The 17,117-nt window shown below is 44.3% G+C and carries 12 protein-coding genes; 9 read left to right on the forward strand and 3 right to left on the reverse strand.

Annotated features, from left to right (window positions below; all coding sequences use genetic code 11):
* The first annotated feature begins 54 nt into the window (after window positions 1–54).
* On the forward strand, window positions 55–2,787 hold the full coding sequence (locus tag MAE_RS03695) for a cation-transporting P-type ATPase (RefSeq protein WP_012264367.1): 2,733 nt from the start codon (window positions 55–57) through the stop codon (window positions 2,785–2,787).
* Window positions 2,788–2,830: 43 nt separating this feature from the next.
* On the opposite strand, the gene pyrC is transcribed toward MAE_RS03695, so the two are convergent.
* Complete coding sequence (pyrC, locus tag MAE_RS03700; RefSeq protein ID WP_012264368.1) at window positions 2,831–3,865, reverse strand: dihydroorotase; 1,035 nt, start codon at window positions 3,863–3,865, stop codon at window positions 2,831–2,833.
* 136 nt (window positions 3,866–4,001) lie between these two features.
* Complete coding sequence (locus MAE_RS03705; protein WP_012264369.1) at window positions 4,002–5,216, reverse strand: ISL3-like element ISMae36 family transposase; 1,215 nt, start codon at window positions 5,214–5,216, stop codon at window positions 4,002–4,004.
* A gap of 957 nt (window positions 5,217–6,173) precedes the next feature.
* On the opposite strand from MAE_RS03705, the gene MAE_RS03710 reads away from it, so the two are divergent.
* The 3 genes from MAE_RS03710 to MAE_RS03720 all read left to right on the forward strand — a co-directional run bounded on the left by MAE_RS03710 (window position 6,174) and on the right by MAE_RS03720 (window position 10,883).
* Window positions 6,174–7,832, forward strand: coding sequence for an IS1634-like element ISMae10 family transposase (locus tag MAE_RS03710; protein WP_012264372.1), 1,659 nt, complete (start codon window positions 6,174–6,176; stop codon window positions 7,830–7,832).
* Window positions 7,833–8,132: 300 nt separating this feature from the next.
* The gene (locus tag MAE_RS03715) at window positions 8,133–9,806 is read left to right on the forward strand and encodes a DNA methyltransferase (RefSeq protein WP_041804528.1); all 1,674 of its coding nucleotides are present in this window, start codon (window positions 8,133–8,135) and stop codon (window positions 9,804–9,806) included.
* Window positions 9,807–10,028: 222 nt separating this feature from the next.
* Complete coding sequence (locus MAE_RS03720) at window positions 10,029–10,883, forward strand: Rpn family recombination-promoting nuclease/putative transposase (RefSeq protein WP_012264374.1); 855 nt, start codon at window positions 10,029–10,031, stop codon at window positions 10,881–10,883.
* A 77-nt stretch (window positions 10,884–10,960) separates the two neighbouring features.
* Here MAE_RS03720 and MAE_RS03725 read toward each other — a convergent pair whose 3' ends face one another.
* Window positions 10,961–11,515, reverse strand: coding sequence for a Uma2 family endonuclease (locus MAE_RS03725; protein WP_004163185.1), 555 nt, complete (start codon window positions 11,513–11,515; stop codon window positions 10,961–10,963).
* A gap of 213 nt (window positions 11,516–11,728) precedes the next feature.
* Here MAE_RS03725 and MAE_RS33945 point away from each other — a divergent pair, with 213 nt between their 5' ends.
* The 5 genes from MAE_RS33945 (at window position 11,729) to MAE_RS03745 (ending at window position 16,594) form a co-directional block, all read left to right on the forward strand.
* Window positions 11,729–11,905, forward strand: coding sequence for a hypothetical protein (locus MAE_RS33945; protein WP_002762817.1), 177 nt, complete (start codon window positions 11,729–11,731; stop codon window positions 11,903–11,905).
* Window positions 11,902–12,960: a DUF3326 domain-containing protein gene (locus MAE_RS03730; protein WP_041803772.1), complete on the forward strand. Its 1,059-nt coding sequence runs from the start codon at window positions 11,902–11,904 to the stop codon at window positions 12,958–12,960. Before MAE_RS33945 ends, MAE_RS03730 begins: the two co-directional genes overlap by 4 nt.
* Window positions 12,957–13,538: a CPBP family intramembrane glutamic endopeptidase gene (locus tag MAE_RS03735; protein ID WP_004163182.1), complete on the forward strand. Its 582-nt coding sequence runs from the start codon at window positions 12,957–12,959 to the stop codon at window positions 13,536–13,538. Before MAE_RS03730 ends, MAE_RS03735 begins: the two co-directional genes overlap by 4 nt.
* Window positions 13,539–13,604: 66 nt before the next feature.
* Window positions 13,605–14,048, forward strand: a complete 444-nt coding sequence (locus tag MAE_RS03740) for a DUF3531 family protein (RefSeq protein WP_012264377.1) — start codon at window positions 13,605–13,607, stop codon at window positions 14,046–14,048.
* A 191-nt stretch (window positions 14,049–14,239) separates the two neighbouring features.
* Window positions 14,240–16,594, forward strand: a complete 2,355-nt coding sequence (locus MAE_RS03745) for a GH116 family glycosyl hydrolase (RefSeq protein ID WP_012264378.1) — start codon at window positions 14,240–14,242, stop codon at window positions 16,592–16,594.
* Window positions 16,595–17,117 lie beyond the last annotated feature (523 nt).

A 17,117-nucleotide genomic window follows, 5' to 3' on the forward strand; every position in this document is an offset into this window, starting at 1 on the left:
CACCCCCCAATTCATAATTCATAATTCATAATTCCCTAAATATTGGAGAGCATGATGCCAGTTCAATTATCATTGCCCTTGTATCATCAACTTTCTCAACCAGAGGTGATTGAATACTTGACCAGCGATGGGTCAGCGGGCTTATCAGCAGAAGAAGTGGCCAGTCGCTACGAAAAATATGGCCCGAATGAACTGCGATTTAAGCCGGGGAAACCAGCTTGGTTGAGGTTTTTGCAGCAATTTCATCAGCCACTACTCTATATTCTCTTGCTTGCGGGTACTATTAAGGCATTTTTAGGGTCTTGGACGAATGCCTCGGTGATTTGGGGAGTTACCCTGATCAATGCCATTATTGGCTATGTGCAGGAAGCTAAGGCGGAAGGTGCGATCGCTTCCCTAGCCAAGGCCGTAACCACAGAAGCGACCGTGTTGCGAGAGGGACAAACCCTGCGGATTCCATCTCAGGATTTGGTGCCAGGAGATATCGTTTTATTGGCATCGGGGGATAAAGTGCCGGCGGACTTGAGGCTGCTGAAAGTCCGCAATTTGCAGGTGGATGAGTCTGCCCTGACCGGGGAATCCTTGCCCGGGTCAAAAGCGATCGAACCCTTACCCGGGGATACGCCCCTAGCAGAAAGGACAAACATGGCCTACGCAGGGAGTTTTGTTACCTTTGGACAGGGCAAAGGGATTGTTGTCTCTACGGCCAATGCCACCGAAGTGGGGCAGATTTCCCAGTCGATGGAAAGCCGAGTCAGCCTTAGCACACCCCTGACCCGTAAATTTGCCCAATTTAGCCGCACCCTACTCTACGCAATTTTGACCCTAGCAACCTTGACCTTTGCCATCGGGTTAGGACGGGGGAAATCTTGGATCGATATGTTTGAAGCTGCCGTTGCCCTGGCAGTGAGTGCGATTCCAGAAGGGCTGCCGGCAGTAGTAACGATTACCTTGGCCATTGGGGTCAACCGCATGGCCCGTCGCAATGCGATTATTCGTAAACTGCCCGCAGTGGAAGCATTGGGGAGTGCGACCGTCATTTGTTCTGACAAAACCGGAACCCTGACCGAAAATCAAATGACTGTACAGTCCATTTATACTGAAGGGCAATATTACGCCGTTAGTGGTGGTGGCTATAGTCCCAAGGGCGAAATTAGTCTGATCACCGATGGCAACCCTGGCAGCCCGTTTGCAGAGGAATTACCCCCGGCCCTAGGGGATTGTCTGGTAGCTGGTTTGCTTTGTAATGACTCCGGGCTAAAACAAACGGGAGAAGATTGGTCAGTGGTGGGGGATCCTACGGAAGGGGCGCTGATTGCGGCCGCCGCCAAAGCAGGTCTCAGTCAATTGGGGCTATTGTCTTTAACCCCACGATTAGATGCAATTCCCTTTGAATCTGAGTACCAATACATGGCAACCCTGCATGATGGGATACCTCGCCTGATCTATGTCAAGGGATCGGTTGAGTCGCTAATGCGTCGTTGTTCCCAGATGATCGATCGCTATGGTCAGATGACCGCGCTTAACGCCCAACAGATCGAGCAAGCGGTAGAAACGATGGCAGAGCAGGGTTTACGGGTGCTTGCCTTCGCCAAAAAAGCAGCCGCTTCTCATCAGCATTCTATCGACCATGAGGATATCGAAACAGGCTTGGTGTTTCTAGGATTACAGGGCATGATTGACCCGCCTCGTCCAGAGGCGATCGCTGCTGTTCATGCCTGTCAAACTGCTGGGATTCGCGTCAAGATGATTACTGGTGATCATCTTGTCACGGCGCGGGCGATCGCGGAACGGATGGGCATTAAAACGGCAGCACAAGTCTTAGCATTTGAGGGAAAACAATTAGCGCAAATGGATAATCATCAACTGGCCCAAGCGGTTGAAGATGGATCGGTATTTGCCAGGGTTGCCCCTACCCAAAAACTGCAACTGGTGGAAGTACTCCAGTCTCAAGGAGAAATCGTGGCGATGACGGGCGATGGTGTTAATGATGCGCCGGCTCTCAAGCAGGCCGATATCGGCATTGCCATGGGGAAAGGAGGAACGGAAGTCGCCCGGGAATCTGCTGATATGCTCCTCACTGATGATAACTTTGCCTCGATCAAGGCTGCTGTCGAAGAAGGACGCACCGTTTATCAAAATTTACGCAAAGCAATCTCCTTTCTCTTACCTGTCAATGGTGGCGAATCGATGACCATTCTGATCAGTACTTTACTGGCGCGAGATTTACCGATCCTCTCCCTACAAGTACTCTGGTTGAACATGATCAACTCGGTCACGATGACTGTTCCCCTGGCCTTTGAAGCAAAATCCCCCGGCATTATGCAGTCACCACCACGCAATCCCAATGAACCTTTGATCACCAAAAAACTATTGCGCCGAATTTTGGCTGTTTCATTGTTTAACTGGATTCTGATTTTTGGTATGTTTGAGTGGGCTAAATCGACCACAGGAGATATTGCCGTTGCCCGCACAATGGCAATTCAATCCCTTGTGGCAGCACGGGTTATCTATCTGCTCAGTATCAGTCAATTAGGGATGAGCCTAGTTAACTACCTGCGTCGTCAGTCAACCTCGATTACTAATGCACCGATCCTAATTTTGGGGATTGTGGCTGCTGTTGCCCTACAAATTTTGTTTAGCCAATGGGGGGTGATGAACAGTCTGTTTGCAACGGCGACCCTAACCGGTCATCAATGGCTAATCTGTTTGTTGCCGATGCCGCTCATGGTACTTTGGGCAATTTTTGCCAATGTTATCGATCCTCCTCATTGTCATGGAAAATAACTAATCGTGAATTCTTGACCGCAGCTACCAAGACTGGCGGTTTTTATTCCCCTAATTGCCAGGTTATCTCTTCACCCGCTCGTAACGGCACCAGTCCGGATTCGGGAAAGGGCAATTCATCGGGAATGCGCCAAGGGCTTTTGGTTAAGGTGATTTGTTCGGTATTTCGGGGGAGTTGATAAAAATCTGGACCGTGGAAGCTGGCGAACCCTTCTAGTTGATCGATCGCATCGACACTCTCAAAAGCTTCTGCGTACAACTCTAGGGCGTGCAGAGCCGAATAACAACCCGCGCAGCCACAGGAACTTTCTTTGCTGTAGCGAGAATGGGGCGCGCTATCGGTCCCCAGAAAAAACTTGGGATTCCCCGATGTGGCCGCTTGCAAAAGTGCCAAACGATGATCCTCTCGTTTCAAAATCGGCAGGCAATAAAAATGAGGACGAATGCCACCGGTAAAGAGAATGTTTCGGCTAAACAATAAATGTTGGGGCGTAATTGTGGCGGCGACATTGTTGTTAGCAGATAGAACAAACTTGACCGCATCGGCAGTGGTAATGTGTTCAAATACGACACGCAGTTTGGGAAATCTTGTTATCAGTGGGATTAAGTGCTTCTCAATGAACACTTTCTCTCGATCGAACACATCAATATCACCATCGGTAACTTCTCCGTGCAGTAGTAGCGGCATATCTACCTGCTCCATCGCTGCCAAAACGCCATCGCACCTACGAAGGTCCGTCACCCCCAAGTCGGAATTAGTTGTCGCACCGGCCGGGTAGTATTTCACCGCTTTGACAAACTGGGAGGCTTTCGCCGCCACGATTTCTTCGGGACTGGTATTATCGGTGAGATAGAGGGTCATCAGTGGCTCGAACTGTTGACCCTCTGGAACTGCTGCCAGAATGCGCTCGCGATAGGAGGCAGCATCAGCCACCGAGCGCACTGGGGGCTTTAAATTCGGCATGATAATGGCACGGGCAAACTGACGCACCGTATGGGGTAGAACCGCTTTCATTGCCGCACCATCGCGGAGATGAAGGTGCCAGTCGTCGGGTCGAGTCATTGTGAGTCTTCGCATTGTTCAATCATACTACGGTTAGGGTTCCCATCACCAAACACAAGGGTTTTAGTTGATTGGAAAGAACCTTTGATTTTAAGTAGCTGGTTACAATTAAATTAAAAATGAATGGCTCTTCGTTACCCTTTATGCTAAATCAACATACAAGATGCCAAGATAACATACTTCTAACCCAAAAATTCCGAAAGTTTCTAAAGCCATAGCCTCTCCGTTTTATTAGTTTAAGTTTATTGTTGATTCCCTCGACCACCCCATTCGTTGTCCTTCGCTCAAAATAACTAATGATTTCTCCAAACCAGTTTCGGATTGTTTGACAACTCTTGGTAAAAACACTGGAGGATTTTGCCAACCATTCCGAGATGGATAGCAGTCCCTCTGTCGGATTATTTGAGGTTTCATAAATCGTTCTTAATTCTTCCTTTAATTCCTGCATCTTTTTCAAATTTGGGAATTTTTCTTTGATAGCTTCTAGTTTAATTTTTTGGGGTTCCGTTAAATCTTCTTCATTTTTTAACAGGCTATATTTACTTCGCTTTAAAACTTCTAGCTTCGCTTCTTTTTCCGCTTTCTGTTTTTTATTTTTCTGCGCTTCTACGGCTCTTTTTTCCGCTCTTCTCTGTTCGTCTAACTCTTGATTAATTTGTTTCATTACATGGAATCTATCGGCGACTACTTCGGCCGATGGCATCAATTCTTTCACCAAATTTTTATAAGGCAACCAAAGGTCTATGCTCACTTCTTCAATTTGCTCTAACACCTCTTTTCCCCAGCCCGTAAGCGTTTCTCTCAACTCTTCTTGTGTTCGCTTCTCTAGAATAGCTATTAGTTTTCCCGTATCTAAATTTACTAAAACCGCACAGTAATTTTTTTGTCCTTTGACTAGAGCGATTTCATCAATTCCTAGTCTTTTTAATTCCGATAGGTCTGGCTCTGTAATTTCTTCGGCGATGTCCTCTATCATTCTTTGAATCTCTTCTTCCGTTACGTCATTTATTCGACTAACATTTAAAATATCTCCTTCTTTTAATTGTTCGAGTATATTTGCGGCTAGTCTTTTCGTATAGGTTCGTTTCTTGGCGACAAAATCTAACTCTTCGCTCAAGGGTCTCTGACAATTATCGCACTTAAATTGACGACGATTAATTTGTAGGTATACTGGTTGACCTGAGATTGGTAAATCTTTGACTAAATGTCGATGATTTTGGTGGAGTTTATCGCTCTCTAACCCACAACGAGGACAGGTTGCTTTTTGATTTTTCGATTCGATTCGGCAAACTATACCGATATTTTCTAGGTGTAGATAGCCTTGAATACAGGTTCCTTTTAGGTTCAAAAATTTGTCAAGTATCATAAGTAAAATAATCTCGTTTTTGGCTATTATATCAAATCTTAACTCAATTGTCTATCTTTTGGTATTAACCTGTTTGTGCCTTAAGTCCTTTCCTGTATGGATTTCAGCTACTTTTGAGCGTAGGCGCTCTCATCGAATTTTATTTTAAGTTAATTATTTGCATAACAATTCCCGAAGAGCCAAATGAATTTTAGGTTCGATCCCCCCTGCCCCCCTAAGGGGGGTGCCGATAGGTGGGGGGATCTGATAACTTTTAACGCCTACCTACTTAGCGGCGAAATTGATTTGACGGTGACGATAATTCCTCTTGACAAAATCCCAGCACTTGACATATACTTATTTATATAATGGGAATCCGTGCCTGCCTGCGACCCCCTCATTTTCAGGCAAGATAGACTTAGGAAAATTAAATTTTGAGCGCACACGATGCGCTTATTGTAATTAGTACAATCATATTATTCTCTGGAGCGATTGCAGAGGATAATTCCCCTTGACAAAATCCCACTGTGGGGAAATATCTAGATTAAATTTTGGGCGCACGCGATGCGCTTCTACAATTAGTACAATCATATTATTCTCTGGACTGATTGCAGAGGATAATTCCTCTTGACAAAATCCCAGCACTTGACATATACTTATTTATATAATGGGAATCCGTGCCTGCCTGCGACCCCCTCATTTTCAGGCAAGATAGACTTAGGAAAATTAAATTTTGAGCGCACACGATGCGCTTGTTGTAATTAGTACAATCATATTATTCTCTGGAGCGATTGCATTCGTCCTCTTTAACCCACATTCCGCACCCTCAACTGTCACATAAGCTGTCCCCCTCCAGAGACTTGAGTAAAAATACTTAGCTGGTGAAGGTTTTCTCGGTGGCCGCTAGGGGGGCTTTGAGACCCTAATTATGAAAAAATAGGAATTGTTGGAAAACTGAGGCGAGTGGGCTGTTCGACCATGAATCAATCAACAGAAATTGAAGTCAAAAATCTAGACCATCTGGGATTAGTAGCCGGAATTATCGATGAAATAGGAATCGTTGAAATTATCAACGAACAAGTCTCAATTGAGCGAGGAGAAATTGTCACAGCGGGGCAAGTCGTGAAAGCAATTATCCTGAATGGATTGGGATTTGTCTCCCGAGCCTTGTATTTATTTCCTCAATTTTTTGAAGATAAAGCAACCGAACATTTGCTGGGAGAGGGCATCGAACCAAAACACCTGAATGATGATAAAATTGGTCGAGTAATGGACAAACTTTATCAACTTAATGTTTCGGTCATTTTCCTACGGATTAGTTTAGCGGCCGTGAAAAAATTTGGTGTAGCAACCGAGAACTCCCATTTAGATTCGACTTCTCTATCAGTAGAAGGAGAATATAAAAAGGAATACCCAACAGTAGAAATCCTGAAATCAGGAGCAGTGGGAGAAGAAATTGAAACCAGACAACAGCCAATAAAAATTACCTACGGATACTCCCGCGACCGAAGACCTGACTTAAAACAATTTATGATTGACTTAATCGTAAGTGGGGATGGAGATGTACCTTTATTCCTGAAAGTAGGGGACGGAAATGAAGCGGACAAAGCGGTTTTTGGTCAAATCGCCCGAGAATTTAAAAAACAAGTTGACTTTGACAGTTTAATAGTCGGCGATAGCGCCCTCTATAGCAAAGAGAATTTAAAACTAATGAAAGAAATGCGTTGGTTGTCTCGAGTACCATTAAGCATTAAAGAGGCTCAAGAGTTAGTCGATAGCATCTCAGAAAAAGAGTTAACCGATTCAGAAATACCGGGTTATTCCTGGCGGGAAACCATCTCTAACTATGGGGGGATAGAACAAAGATGGTTGCTAGTTGAAAGTCAAGCTAGACAAGAATCAGACTTGAAAAAATTAGAGAAAAAAATCGAGCAGGAAAAGAAAACAGCCCAAGAAAAAATCCGGCAACTATCCCGAAGAGAATTTGAGAATAGAGCGGTGGCGTTGGCGATAGTCAAAGGATTATCTGACTCCTTAAAATATCATCAGTTAACGGAGATTAAAGTCAATCTCATTCCGCCTGAGTCTCAGCAGTCAAAACTCAAATCAAAAGACGATTTACCCTCTCAAAGCTATCAAGTTCAAGCCGAATTAGAGTTGAATTTGGCAGCGATTGAGAGGCTCAAGAAACGAGCAGGACGATTCGTTTTAGCAACTAACAATTTGGAGAAAAAACGATTAAGCAGTGAGGATATACTCAAAAAATATAAGGGGCAACAAGCTCCAGAAAGAGGATTTTCTTTTCTCAAAGACCCCTGCTTTTTTGCCCACAGTGTCTTTCTCAAATCTCCCCATAGAATCGAGGTCATGGCCATGCTCATGGGCTTGTGCCTGTTGGTTTATACTATTGGTCAAAGACAACTTCGTCTGAATTTAAAACAGCAGGAGACGGGACTGAAAAATCAGTTGGGTAAGTTAACTGACCGACCAACATTACGCTGGATATTTCAGAACTTTCAAGGGATTCATCTCCTACGTATTCAAGACAATCAAAAGATTAGCAACTTAACGGATGAGAGGCGCAACATTTTGAGATTTTTTCCCAAACCTTGCCAAGAATATTATCTCTTATCTTGACCAGATGGATTGACTTCAAGGGGTGACAAAACAAAGCGAGCAACTGGAACATCTCCCCCTAGATGTTAAGTCTGATTGACCGGTCATTCTCAACAAGCACTGTTTATTGAGAATGACCGGGGGAACTCTGAAATTTTCGGCTTAGTTGCCGGCAGCTTGCCGCCAACTCACTCCTCTAGATAAGTATTTTGACTCGCGCCCCTTCCTCTTTTGAGACGTTGTGACACTTAGGGTGCGGAATGTGGGCTTTAAGGGGGAATAATAATACAATTGAGAATGCAGTCAATCCCCTTAATCTCTATGGTCAATAAACTATACTACGGTGATAACCTAGAAGTGCTGCGGAAATATATCAAAGATGAATCGATCGATCTTTGTTATATCGATCCACCCTTTAATTCTAAACGCAATTACAACCAAATTTATAACAACTTAGGCAAGGAAGATCAAGCACAAGCACAAGCGTTTGTAGATACCTGGACATGGGATAATCACGCTAACGAAGCTTTAGAAGAAATTCAAAGCAACTATCAGGGTAAATTTACCAGTCAGACTATCGATTTAATTGACGGTTTAACCAAAGTTTTAGGTAAAGGCAGTCTTCTCGCTTATCTGGTGAGTATGACTCTGAGGATCGTGGAAATCCATCGAGTTTTAAAATCTACTGGTAGCTTTTATCTCCACTGCGATCCTACTGCTAGTCATTATTTAAAAATAGTTTTAGATACTGTTTTTTGCCCTCAGGGGGGTGATTTTAAAAATGAGATTAGCTGGAAAAGAACCACTGCTCATAATGATGCAAAGCAAGGACAAAAACAATATGGCAATATTCGAGATGTCATTCTTTTTTATACCAAATCAAATCGATGGAATTGGAATTGCCAATATTCATCTTACAGCGAGGAATATATTGAAAAAAACTATAGATTAGTGGAAGAAAAAACAGGTAGACGTTACTGTTTAGATAATTTGACAGCAGCTAAATCAGGTGGTGACGTTTCCTATGAGTTTTATGGAACTTATCCTTACAAGGGTCGTTACTGGGCATATTCTAAAGAAAACATGGAAAAATTTATGGCAGAAGGACGCTTATATTTTCCTAAAAATGGTGGTCCACCACGATATATTAGATACCTAGATGAAATGCCTGGAGTTACCTTACAAAATAACTGGGATGATATTTTTCCCTTAACCTCAAGTGCCAAAGAACGTCTGGGTTATCCCACGCAAAAACCGGAGGCATTGTTAGAAAGAATAATCAAAGCAAGTAGCAATAAAGGAGATGTAATTTTAGATGCCTATTGTGGGTGTGGAACGACGATCGCTGTAGCAGAGAGATTAGAGAGAAACTGGATTGGAATTGATATAACCTATCAGAGTATTAGCTTAATGTTAAAGCGATTAGAGGACTCCTTTGGTAAAAATGTTTTAGATAAAATTGAACTGAATGGTATTCCCAAAGATCTAGAATCAGCCAAAGCATTAGCCACTAAACCCGATGATCGTACCCGCAAAGAATTTGAGAAATGGGCGGTTTTAACCTATAGTAATAACCGGGCCGTAATTAATGACAAAAAAGGGGCAGATAAAGGAGTCGATGCCATTGCCTATTTTCAGGGAGATAAAGACAATCGGGAGAAAATTGTTTTTCAAGTAAAATCCGGTAATGTCAAATCGGGAGACATCAGAGATCTACAGGGAACCATGACACTACAAGGGGCAGCCCTGGGTATATTTATCACCTTGAAACCTCCTAGCAAAGATATGATCCAAACAGCCAAATCTGCGGGAATTTATCGCGGTCGTTATATGAGTCAAAGTGTCGATAAAATTGAGATTGTGACGGTACAAGAAATCCTTGAACAAAAAAAACGTCTCGATGTTATCCTCACCTTTGAAGTCCTGAAAGCTGCCGAAAAACAAAGGGAAACCCAAGGACAACAAATGAGTTTAGATATACCCTTCCCCGAATAAAAATCCTTTGTTTAAGTAGCTAGGTATTAAGTAGCTGGTTATAATTAAATTGAAGATAGATTTTGGGTTCGATCCCCCCTACCCCCCTTGATAAGGGGGGTGATTTCACGGTTTTGAACACCTAACTACTTAAAAATTGTCAGATGCTCCCCTTAATAAGGGGAGATAGGGTGATAATTTTGTTAAAATATAGGTCAGCCTTAACCTATAATTGAATTGAAAATGTATGATTCTACCTGTAAATTTATCGCCCTTGAATATTCGAGAGACTTGGCCACTTGGTTACTGGGTAAACCCTTAGAATTAACAGAAATTAAACCCTCGGAATTATCCCTAGAGCCAATTAGAGCCGATACTTTAATCTTTTTGGAGTCGGAAGAATTAATCTTACATATCGAGTTCCAAACCGACCCTAAAGAAGATATTCCCTATAGAATGCTAGATTATGCCACCAGACTCTATCGACGCTATCCCCGTAAACCTATCCATCAAGTGGTTATTTATCTAAGGAAAAGTGGCTCCCCCACAGTCCGACAGAATGATTATAAACAAGGGAAAACCTCTCATCAATTTGAAGTGATTAGACTTTGGGAACAACCCTCGGAACCCCTATTAAAGGCCCCCGGACTGTTTCCCTTTGCCATACTCGCTCAAGCTGAGAAACAAGAAAACTTACTGCGGCAAATTGCCCAAGAAATCGAGCAAATCAGCGATAGTCGAGAACAAAGTAATCTGGCCGCATCTACCGCAATTCTAGCCGGGTTAGTATTAGAGAAAGACATCATCCAACGATTATTGAGGAAAGACATCATGAAAGAATCCGTTATCTATCAAGAAATCTGGTCGGAAGGTTTACAAGAGGGACGACAAGAGGGACGACAAGAGGGACGACAAGAAGGAGAAGCTAACCTAGTTTTACGTCAATTAAATCGGCGTGTAGGGGACATTTCTCCCGAATTATTGCCCAATATCCGCAGTCTTGACCTAGAACAGTTAGAAAACTTGGGAGAAGCTTTGTTAGATTTTCAGTCACTACAGGATTTAGAACAATGGCTGGAAAATTGCCGAGCTAGTTAGTACAAGTAAACTAAATGCTGTCTATCCATTCCCATGGAAGCAGCAAGCTCTCAACTCCCTTGAGAGTAGTTAACACTTTAATCTATTCCGCGGTAGAGATCGGCGATGGCTAACTCTAGGTTAATACTTTGCAGGATCACCCGATCGCCTGTCTCGTAAATAGTCGTTTCCCATATCCCCAGAGAATTACGGCGACGGCATTCCACGCGCTGGATTTCTTGGGAAATTAATACATATTCTTCTAAAGTTTCTATCTGTTGATAATCTTGGAATTTTTCGCCCTTGTCAAAAGCGGCCGTACTGGGGGAAAGCACTTCCGCAATTAGTTTCGGATAGCGTTTCAGATAACGATCTTGGCGATCGCGCGGATCGCAGGTAACAAAAGCATCGGGATAGTAATAAAACTGATCTTGATAGTTAACCTTGACATTACCCGAGTGAAACCTACAGTCTGTAGAGTCGCCGAAATGTTCGTCAATGACTTTGAGAAAATTGAAGGCGATGCGCTCGTGATTATCCGTACCGCCGGCCATCGCATAAACCAAACCACGTCGGTATTCATGGCGGATCTGACTCTGGCGCTCGATAGCGAGATATTCTTGGGGACTGATGTAGTTGGGAACTGCGATCATAATCTCTAGGGGAAAGCCTACTATTAATCATAGTACGAGAACGGATCTGGCTCTCCTATTCTTTGTGTGATCAGTTTAACTTATATGGCGGCGATCGATCTTTTTGTCCTTAGTCTCAGTCTCATTGTGGTTCCTGACCCAGAGAGCCGATAAGCCAGCGCAAGAGGGCAAAATCTTGATAAACTGAGGGGATAACTATCCCAGACAATCCCCATGACCACTCACTTTATTAGTGCCGAAATCGACCTACAGGAAACCCCGCAACAACTGCAGCAAGAAATCGAAAAAGAATTAGCCAAACGGGGTGAACCCTTGCGTTGGGCAATCACAGAAGTGGATAGCGAGAATAATCAAGTCAAAGTCGAAGCGATTGTCACCACTGCCTCGTGAATTCCCGTCCCTATACCGCCGTACTAATTATTCCCACCGGCATCGGGGCAGCGATTGGCGGTTATGCTGGGGATGGCATTCCCGTGGCTAGAGCGATCGCCCAAGTTTGCGATCGCCTAATTACCCATCCCAATGTCCTCAACGGCGCACAACTGTACTGGCCTCTGGACAACACCTATTATGTGGAGGGTTACGCTTTAGATCGTTTTGCCCGGGGGGATTGGGGATTAAGTCCCGTCCATCAAAATCGCATCGGGTTACTATTCGATCGCGCCATTGAATTTGACCTCTTGCAAAGACACCTTCAGGCTGCCGATGCTGTCCGGGCTACCCTAGGCTTAGATCTCACCGATTACCTTGTCACCGATGCCCCCTTAAATGTGCAGTTGCGAGAGGCAGCCTCTGGGGCCAGTTGGGGAACAATTGGTAATCCCGACAGCTTGCTGCGGGGAGCAGAAAAACTGATTAACCAGGGCCGGGCGGAAGCGATCGCCATTGTTGCCCGTTTTCCCGACGATCCCGATAGCATTGCCCTGGCTAATTATCGCCATGGTCAGGGGGTGGATCCCCTTGCCGGGGCCGAGGCGGTGATTTCCCATCTGGTGGTCCGACAATTCCAAATACCGGCAGCCCACGCCCCCGCTTTAAGTCCGCTGCCCCTCGATCCGCAACTTTCCCCCAAGGCCGCGGCCGAAGAAATCGGTTATACTTTTTTACCCTGCGTTTTGGTGGGTTTAAGTCGCGCCCCCCAATTGGTCAAGCAGCCCAGTCCCGATGCTATTTGGGGCCGGGAGGTGGACGCGCTGATCGTTCCCGCCAGTGCCTGCGGCTCTAGCACAGTATTGAGTTTTTGTCAAGAAAAAACTGTACTGATTGCCGTACAGGAAAATAGTACAAGAATGAAGGTGGCCCCGGAACCCCTAGGGGTGAAAGCAATTAGGGTACACTCGTATATGGAGGCGATCGGTGCGATCGTTTGTCAACGGGCAGGGGTTAGCCTCGCATCTCTTCGCCCTAATTTACACTCTTTACGCTGTTTATCCGAGAATCCGTGACTAATTCCCCTAATTCCGAATTTGATCCCCTGACACGCACACAAGTCCTCACCATTATGGCGGTAACGGCGATTATCTTGCTGGTAGTCGCCAAAGTTTGGCAATATTTCGGTGCGATCGCTATTCCCGCAATTCGCTTGACTCTCCCGGATTTCCTGTTCGGATTAGCCTTAGCGGGGGCAATTAGTGGAATTAGTGGGCTTCTCTATCGTTTTTGGTCTAGTTATCGCCATAGTGCTAACGCTTACTTAGAATTAGTCATTAAACCTTTAGCTTGGCCCGATTTAATTTGGATTGGATTACTGCCGGGGTTAAGTGAAGAATTATTATTTCGCGGGGTGATTTTGCCGGCTTTGGGCTTAAATATCTTTGGTTTAACTGTTTCTAGTCTAATTTTTGGTATCCTCCATTTTAGCGGTTCCCAACAATGGCCCTATGTTATCTGGGCAACTGTTGTCGGTTTTGCCCTCGGTTATACCGTCATCATCACCGGTAATTTATTAATCCCGATCCTCGCTCATATTATCACCAATCTCCTCGCTAGTTTTCTCTGGAAATTACAGCATAGTAATCAGTAATCAGTTATCAGTTATCAGTTATCAGTTATCAGTTATCAGTGACTACTCCTGTCTCCTATAAAAAAAATGGAAGTGCAATTTCGCGAATTTAATCCTTTTGATGTCTGGTTTTGGCTGGAATTTTCGACGGTTCCCTCGAATATGGAACAGCAATATGTAGAAGAAGTTTTTGCCTCTTGGTTTTATTTGGGTAAATTAGGGGCTTTCAATGCCGAAAACCTACAGGTACAGGAGGTGGGAGTCGATATTAGTTATATGGAATACGATCCAGATATGGCCGAAAATGCCTTTATGTCACCGATGCACAATATGACCGATTTTGAATACTTAGGTACTTGGGGACGTTGTTGGTTTGATCTCGGTACTAGCGATCTTATTGCTTTAGATATTTTAATCAATGCCTTGACCCAATTAAGTAAGGATTTTGTCGATATTAAACGTTTAATTATCGGTGGAGAAAATCAAGATTGGACGGTTAGCGATCGCAGCAATTATCTCTTTAGCGAATAATTAGGGTTTACTAAAAAAGTTTCTTGGTGGAGTCCGTATTCTCCGAGTCAGGAGTTTATTTTTATTTATTTATTCTCCCCACACCCCACACCCCACACCCGACACCCCACACCCCACTTCCCCACTTCCCCACTTCCCCACTTCCCCACTTCCCCACTTCCCCACACCCCACACCCCACTTAAAAACATCTATGCTTAATCTCGTCTCCCTTCCAGAAATTCCCGCCGCCGCTTGGAAACGTCCTCTGGGCAAAGGTTGGGAAAAACCCTACAGCGTCCGCTATGCCAGCAATTTAGATGATGGTCCTTGGCATGGGATGCCTCTGGGGGGATTTGGGGCCGGTTGCATCGGACGTTCCCCCAAAGGTGACTTTAACCTCTGGCATCTGGACGGCGGTGAACACAGCTTTAATAGCCTTGCAGCCTGTCAATTTAGCATTTTTGAACAAACAGAAGACGGAAGCGCCCAAGCCTACGCTATGGCGACGGAAAGCCCGACGGATGGAACATTATCGCGCTGGTCGTGGTATCCAGCCGAAAAGGGGACATATTCTGCGCTTTATCCCCGCAGTTGGTACGAGTATAAAGATGTTTTTCAGACTCAATTAATTTGCGAACAATTCTCACCAGTTTGGGCGCATAATTATCAAGAAAGTAGTTATCCTATTGCCCTATTTGAATGGACGGCCCATAATCCCACCGATAAACCGATTACTATTAGTATTATGCTGACTTGGCAAAATACAATCGGTTGGTTTACTAACGGGATTAAATCCCCAGTGGTTAAGGTGAGAGATGATGGTAGTCCCGTTTATGAATATCAATCAAAATGGGGAGAAAGTGAGGGTAATTATAATCAATGGATTGTCGATAATTTCCGCGTTGGCTGTCTAATGCGTCGAGATTACGAAAACCCCGGGGAAGGGGATGGACAGATGGCGATTGCCACTATCACTAATCCGAGTCTAGAGGTATTCTATCTGGGTAAATGGAACCCTGCTGGCGATGGGGGCGAAGTTTGGGATTATTTCGCCATGAATGGCTCTTTACCGGATATTGAGGACGAAACCCCCGCCCAAAAAGGGGAACAAACGGCCACGGCCATGGCGATTCGTTTTACCATTCGTCCGGGGAAAACTCGCAAAATTCCCTTTATTTTAGCTTGGGATTTACCCGTTAACGAATTTGCCCAAGGAATTAACTATTATCGTCGTTATACGGACTTTTTCGGTCGCAATGGTCAAAATGCTTGGGCGATGGTACGCACGGCTTTAAAACACGGCGATACATGGCGAGAAAATATTATTAACTGGCAAAAACCGATCCTAGAACGCAGCGATCTGGCCGATTGGTTTAAAATGGCTTTATTTAACGAATTATACCTGTTAACGGACGGCGGCACTCTCTGGACGGCCGCCACGGAACGGGATCCGATTGGTCAATTCGGAGTGTTAGAATGTATTGATTATCGTTGGTATGAAAGTCTTGATGTGCGTCTCTATGGTTCCTTTGGGTTATTGATGTTATGGCCGCGCTTAGAAAAGGCCGTCATGGAAGCTTTTGCTAGGGCAATTCCCAGCAGTGACGACACTCCTCGGATTATTGGATATAACCAAGCTAGTGCCATTCGTAAGACCAAAAATGCCACTCCCCACGATTTAGGCGCACCCAATGAACACCCTTGGCAAAAGAGCAATTACACCAGTTATCAAGATTGTAATCTCTGGAAAGATTTAGGCAGTGATTTTGTTTTATTAGTCTATCGGGATTATTTATTAACGGGGGCTAAAGATGAGGATTTTCTGCGGGAATGTTGGCCGTCAATTGTCCTGACTTTGCAATATTTAAAAACTTTTGACCTTGATAAGGATGGGATTCCCGAAAATTCCGGCGCACCAGACCAAACCTTTGATGATTGGCGTTTACAGGGAATTAGTGCCTATTGTGGTGGTTTGTGGATAGCGGCACTAGAAGCGACGCTTAAAATTGGGGCAATTCTTGGGGAAGATACAGAAATTTTTGCCAGTTGGTTACAGCAATCTCGCGCTATTTATCATCAGACTCTCTGGAATGGAGAATATTATAATTTAGATAGTGGCAGTGGTTCCGATGTGGTGATGACTGATCAATTATGTGGTCAATTTTATTCCCGTTTATTGGCTTTACCAGATGTGGTAGAAAATCAATACACGCAATCAGCTTTAAGTAAGATTTATCAGGCTTGTTTTCTCAAGTTTCATGGGGGAAAATTTGGGGCGGCAAATGGGTTAAAACCCGATGGTACTCCCGAAAATCCCCAGGCAACTCATCCCTTGGAAGTTTGGGTAGGAATTAATTTTGGGTTGGTGGCTTTTTTGATGCAAATGGGAATGGAAAAGCAAGGATGGCAAATTACAGAAGCGGTGGTGAAACAAGTCTATGAAAATGGCTTACAATTTCGCACTCCAGAAGCGATTACATCGGTGGGAACTTTCCGCGCCTGTCATTATTTACGCGCCATGGCTATCTGGGCTATCTATGGGGTTTTGACGGAATTTCAGGGATAAATTTTCGCTGATCTGGAGCGATCCGGTTCTCGTCAATGGCTAAATTGTTATGGCATAATGTTGTAAGTAGGGTTTGCTGAAAAAGTTTTTCCTGGGGGCAGGGTGTGGGGTGTAGGGTGTAGGTTTTTACCTTACCTAATTTTCAGGGAAAAAGTGCCTAAATTTCCCCCCCGATCACTCCAAGAGCTGCCACTTTTTGATTTCAAAAAAGCCTAAAGATATTATCCAACAAGGTTTTTAGATTTATTCAGCCAACCCTACCTATCAATCGTTTCCCTTTTTGGCTCTTCTGGTTTCTGTGTGGAAACGAGGTCTATACTGATAATTTCTTCCGCAAAATAGTCCTAAAAGTTTTGCCCAATAAGCACTTCAGGATTCAGGATTGGGAGCATCTCACTTACGCGATAAGTAATTATACTTAGCCTAAAAGCCACTCTTAATCGTGTCTTGGAACGAAATAGAGGCTTTTAAAGACTGCGTACATGGAGAATTAAAACAAGAATTACCCTCGAAAAGCCTATTT

This window comes from Microcystis aeruginosa NIES-843 (assembly GCF_000010625.1).
GTDB classification, from domain to species: Bacteria; Cyanobacteriota; Cyanobacteriia; order Cyanobacteriales; family Microcystaceae; genus Microcystis; species Microcystis aeruginosa.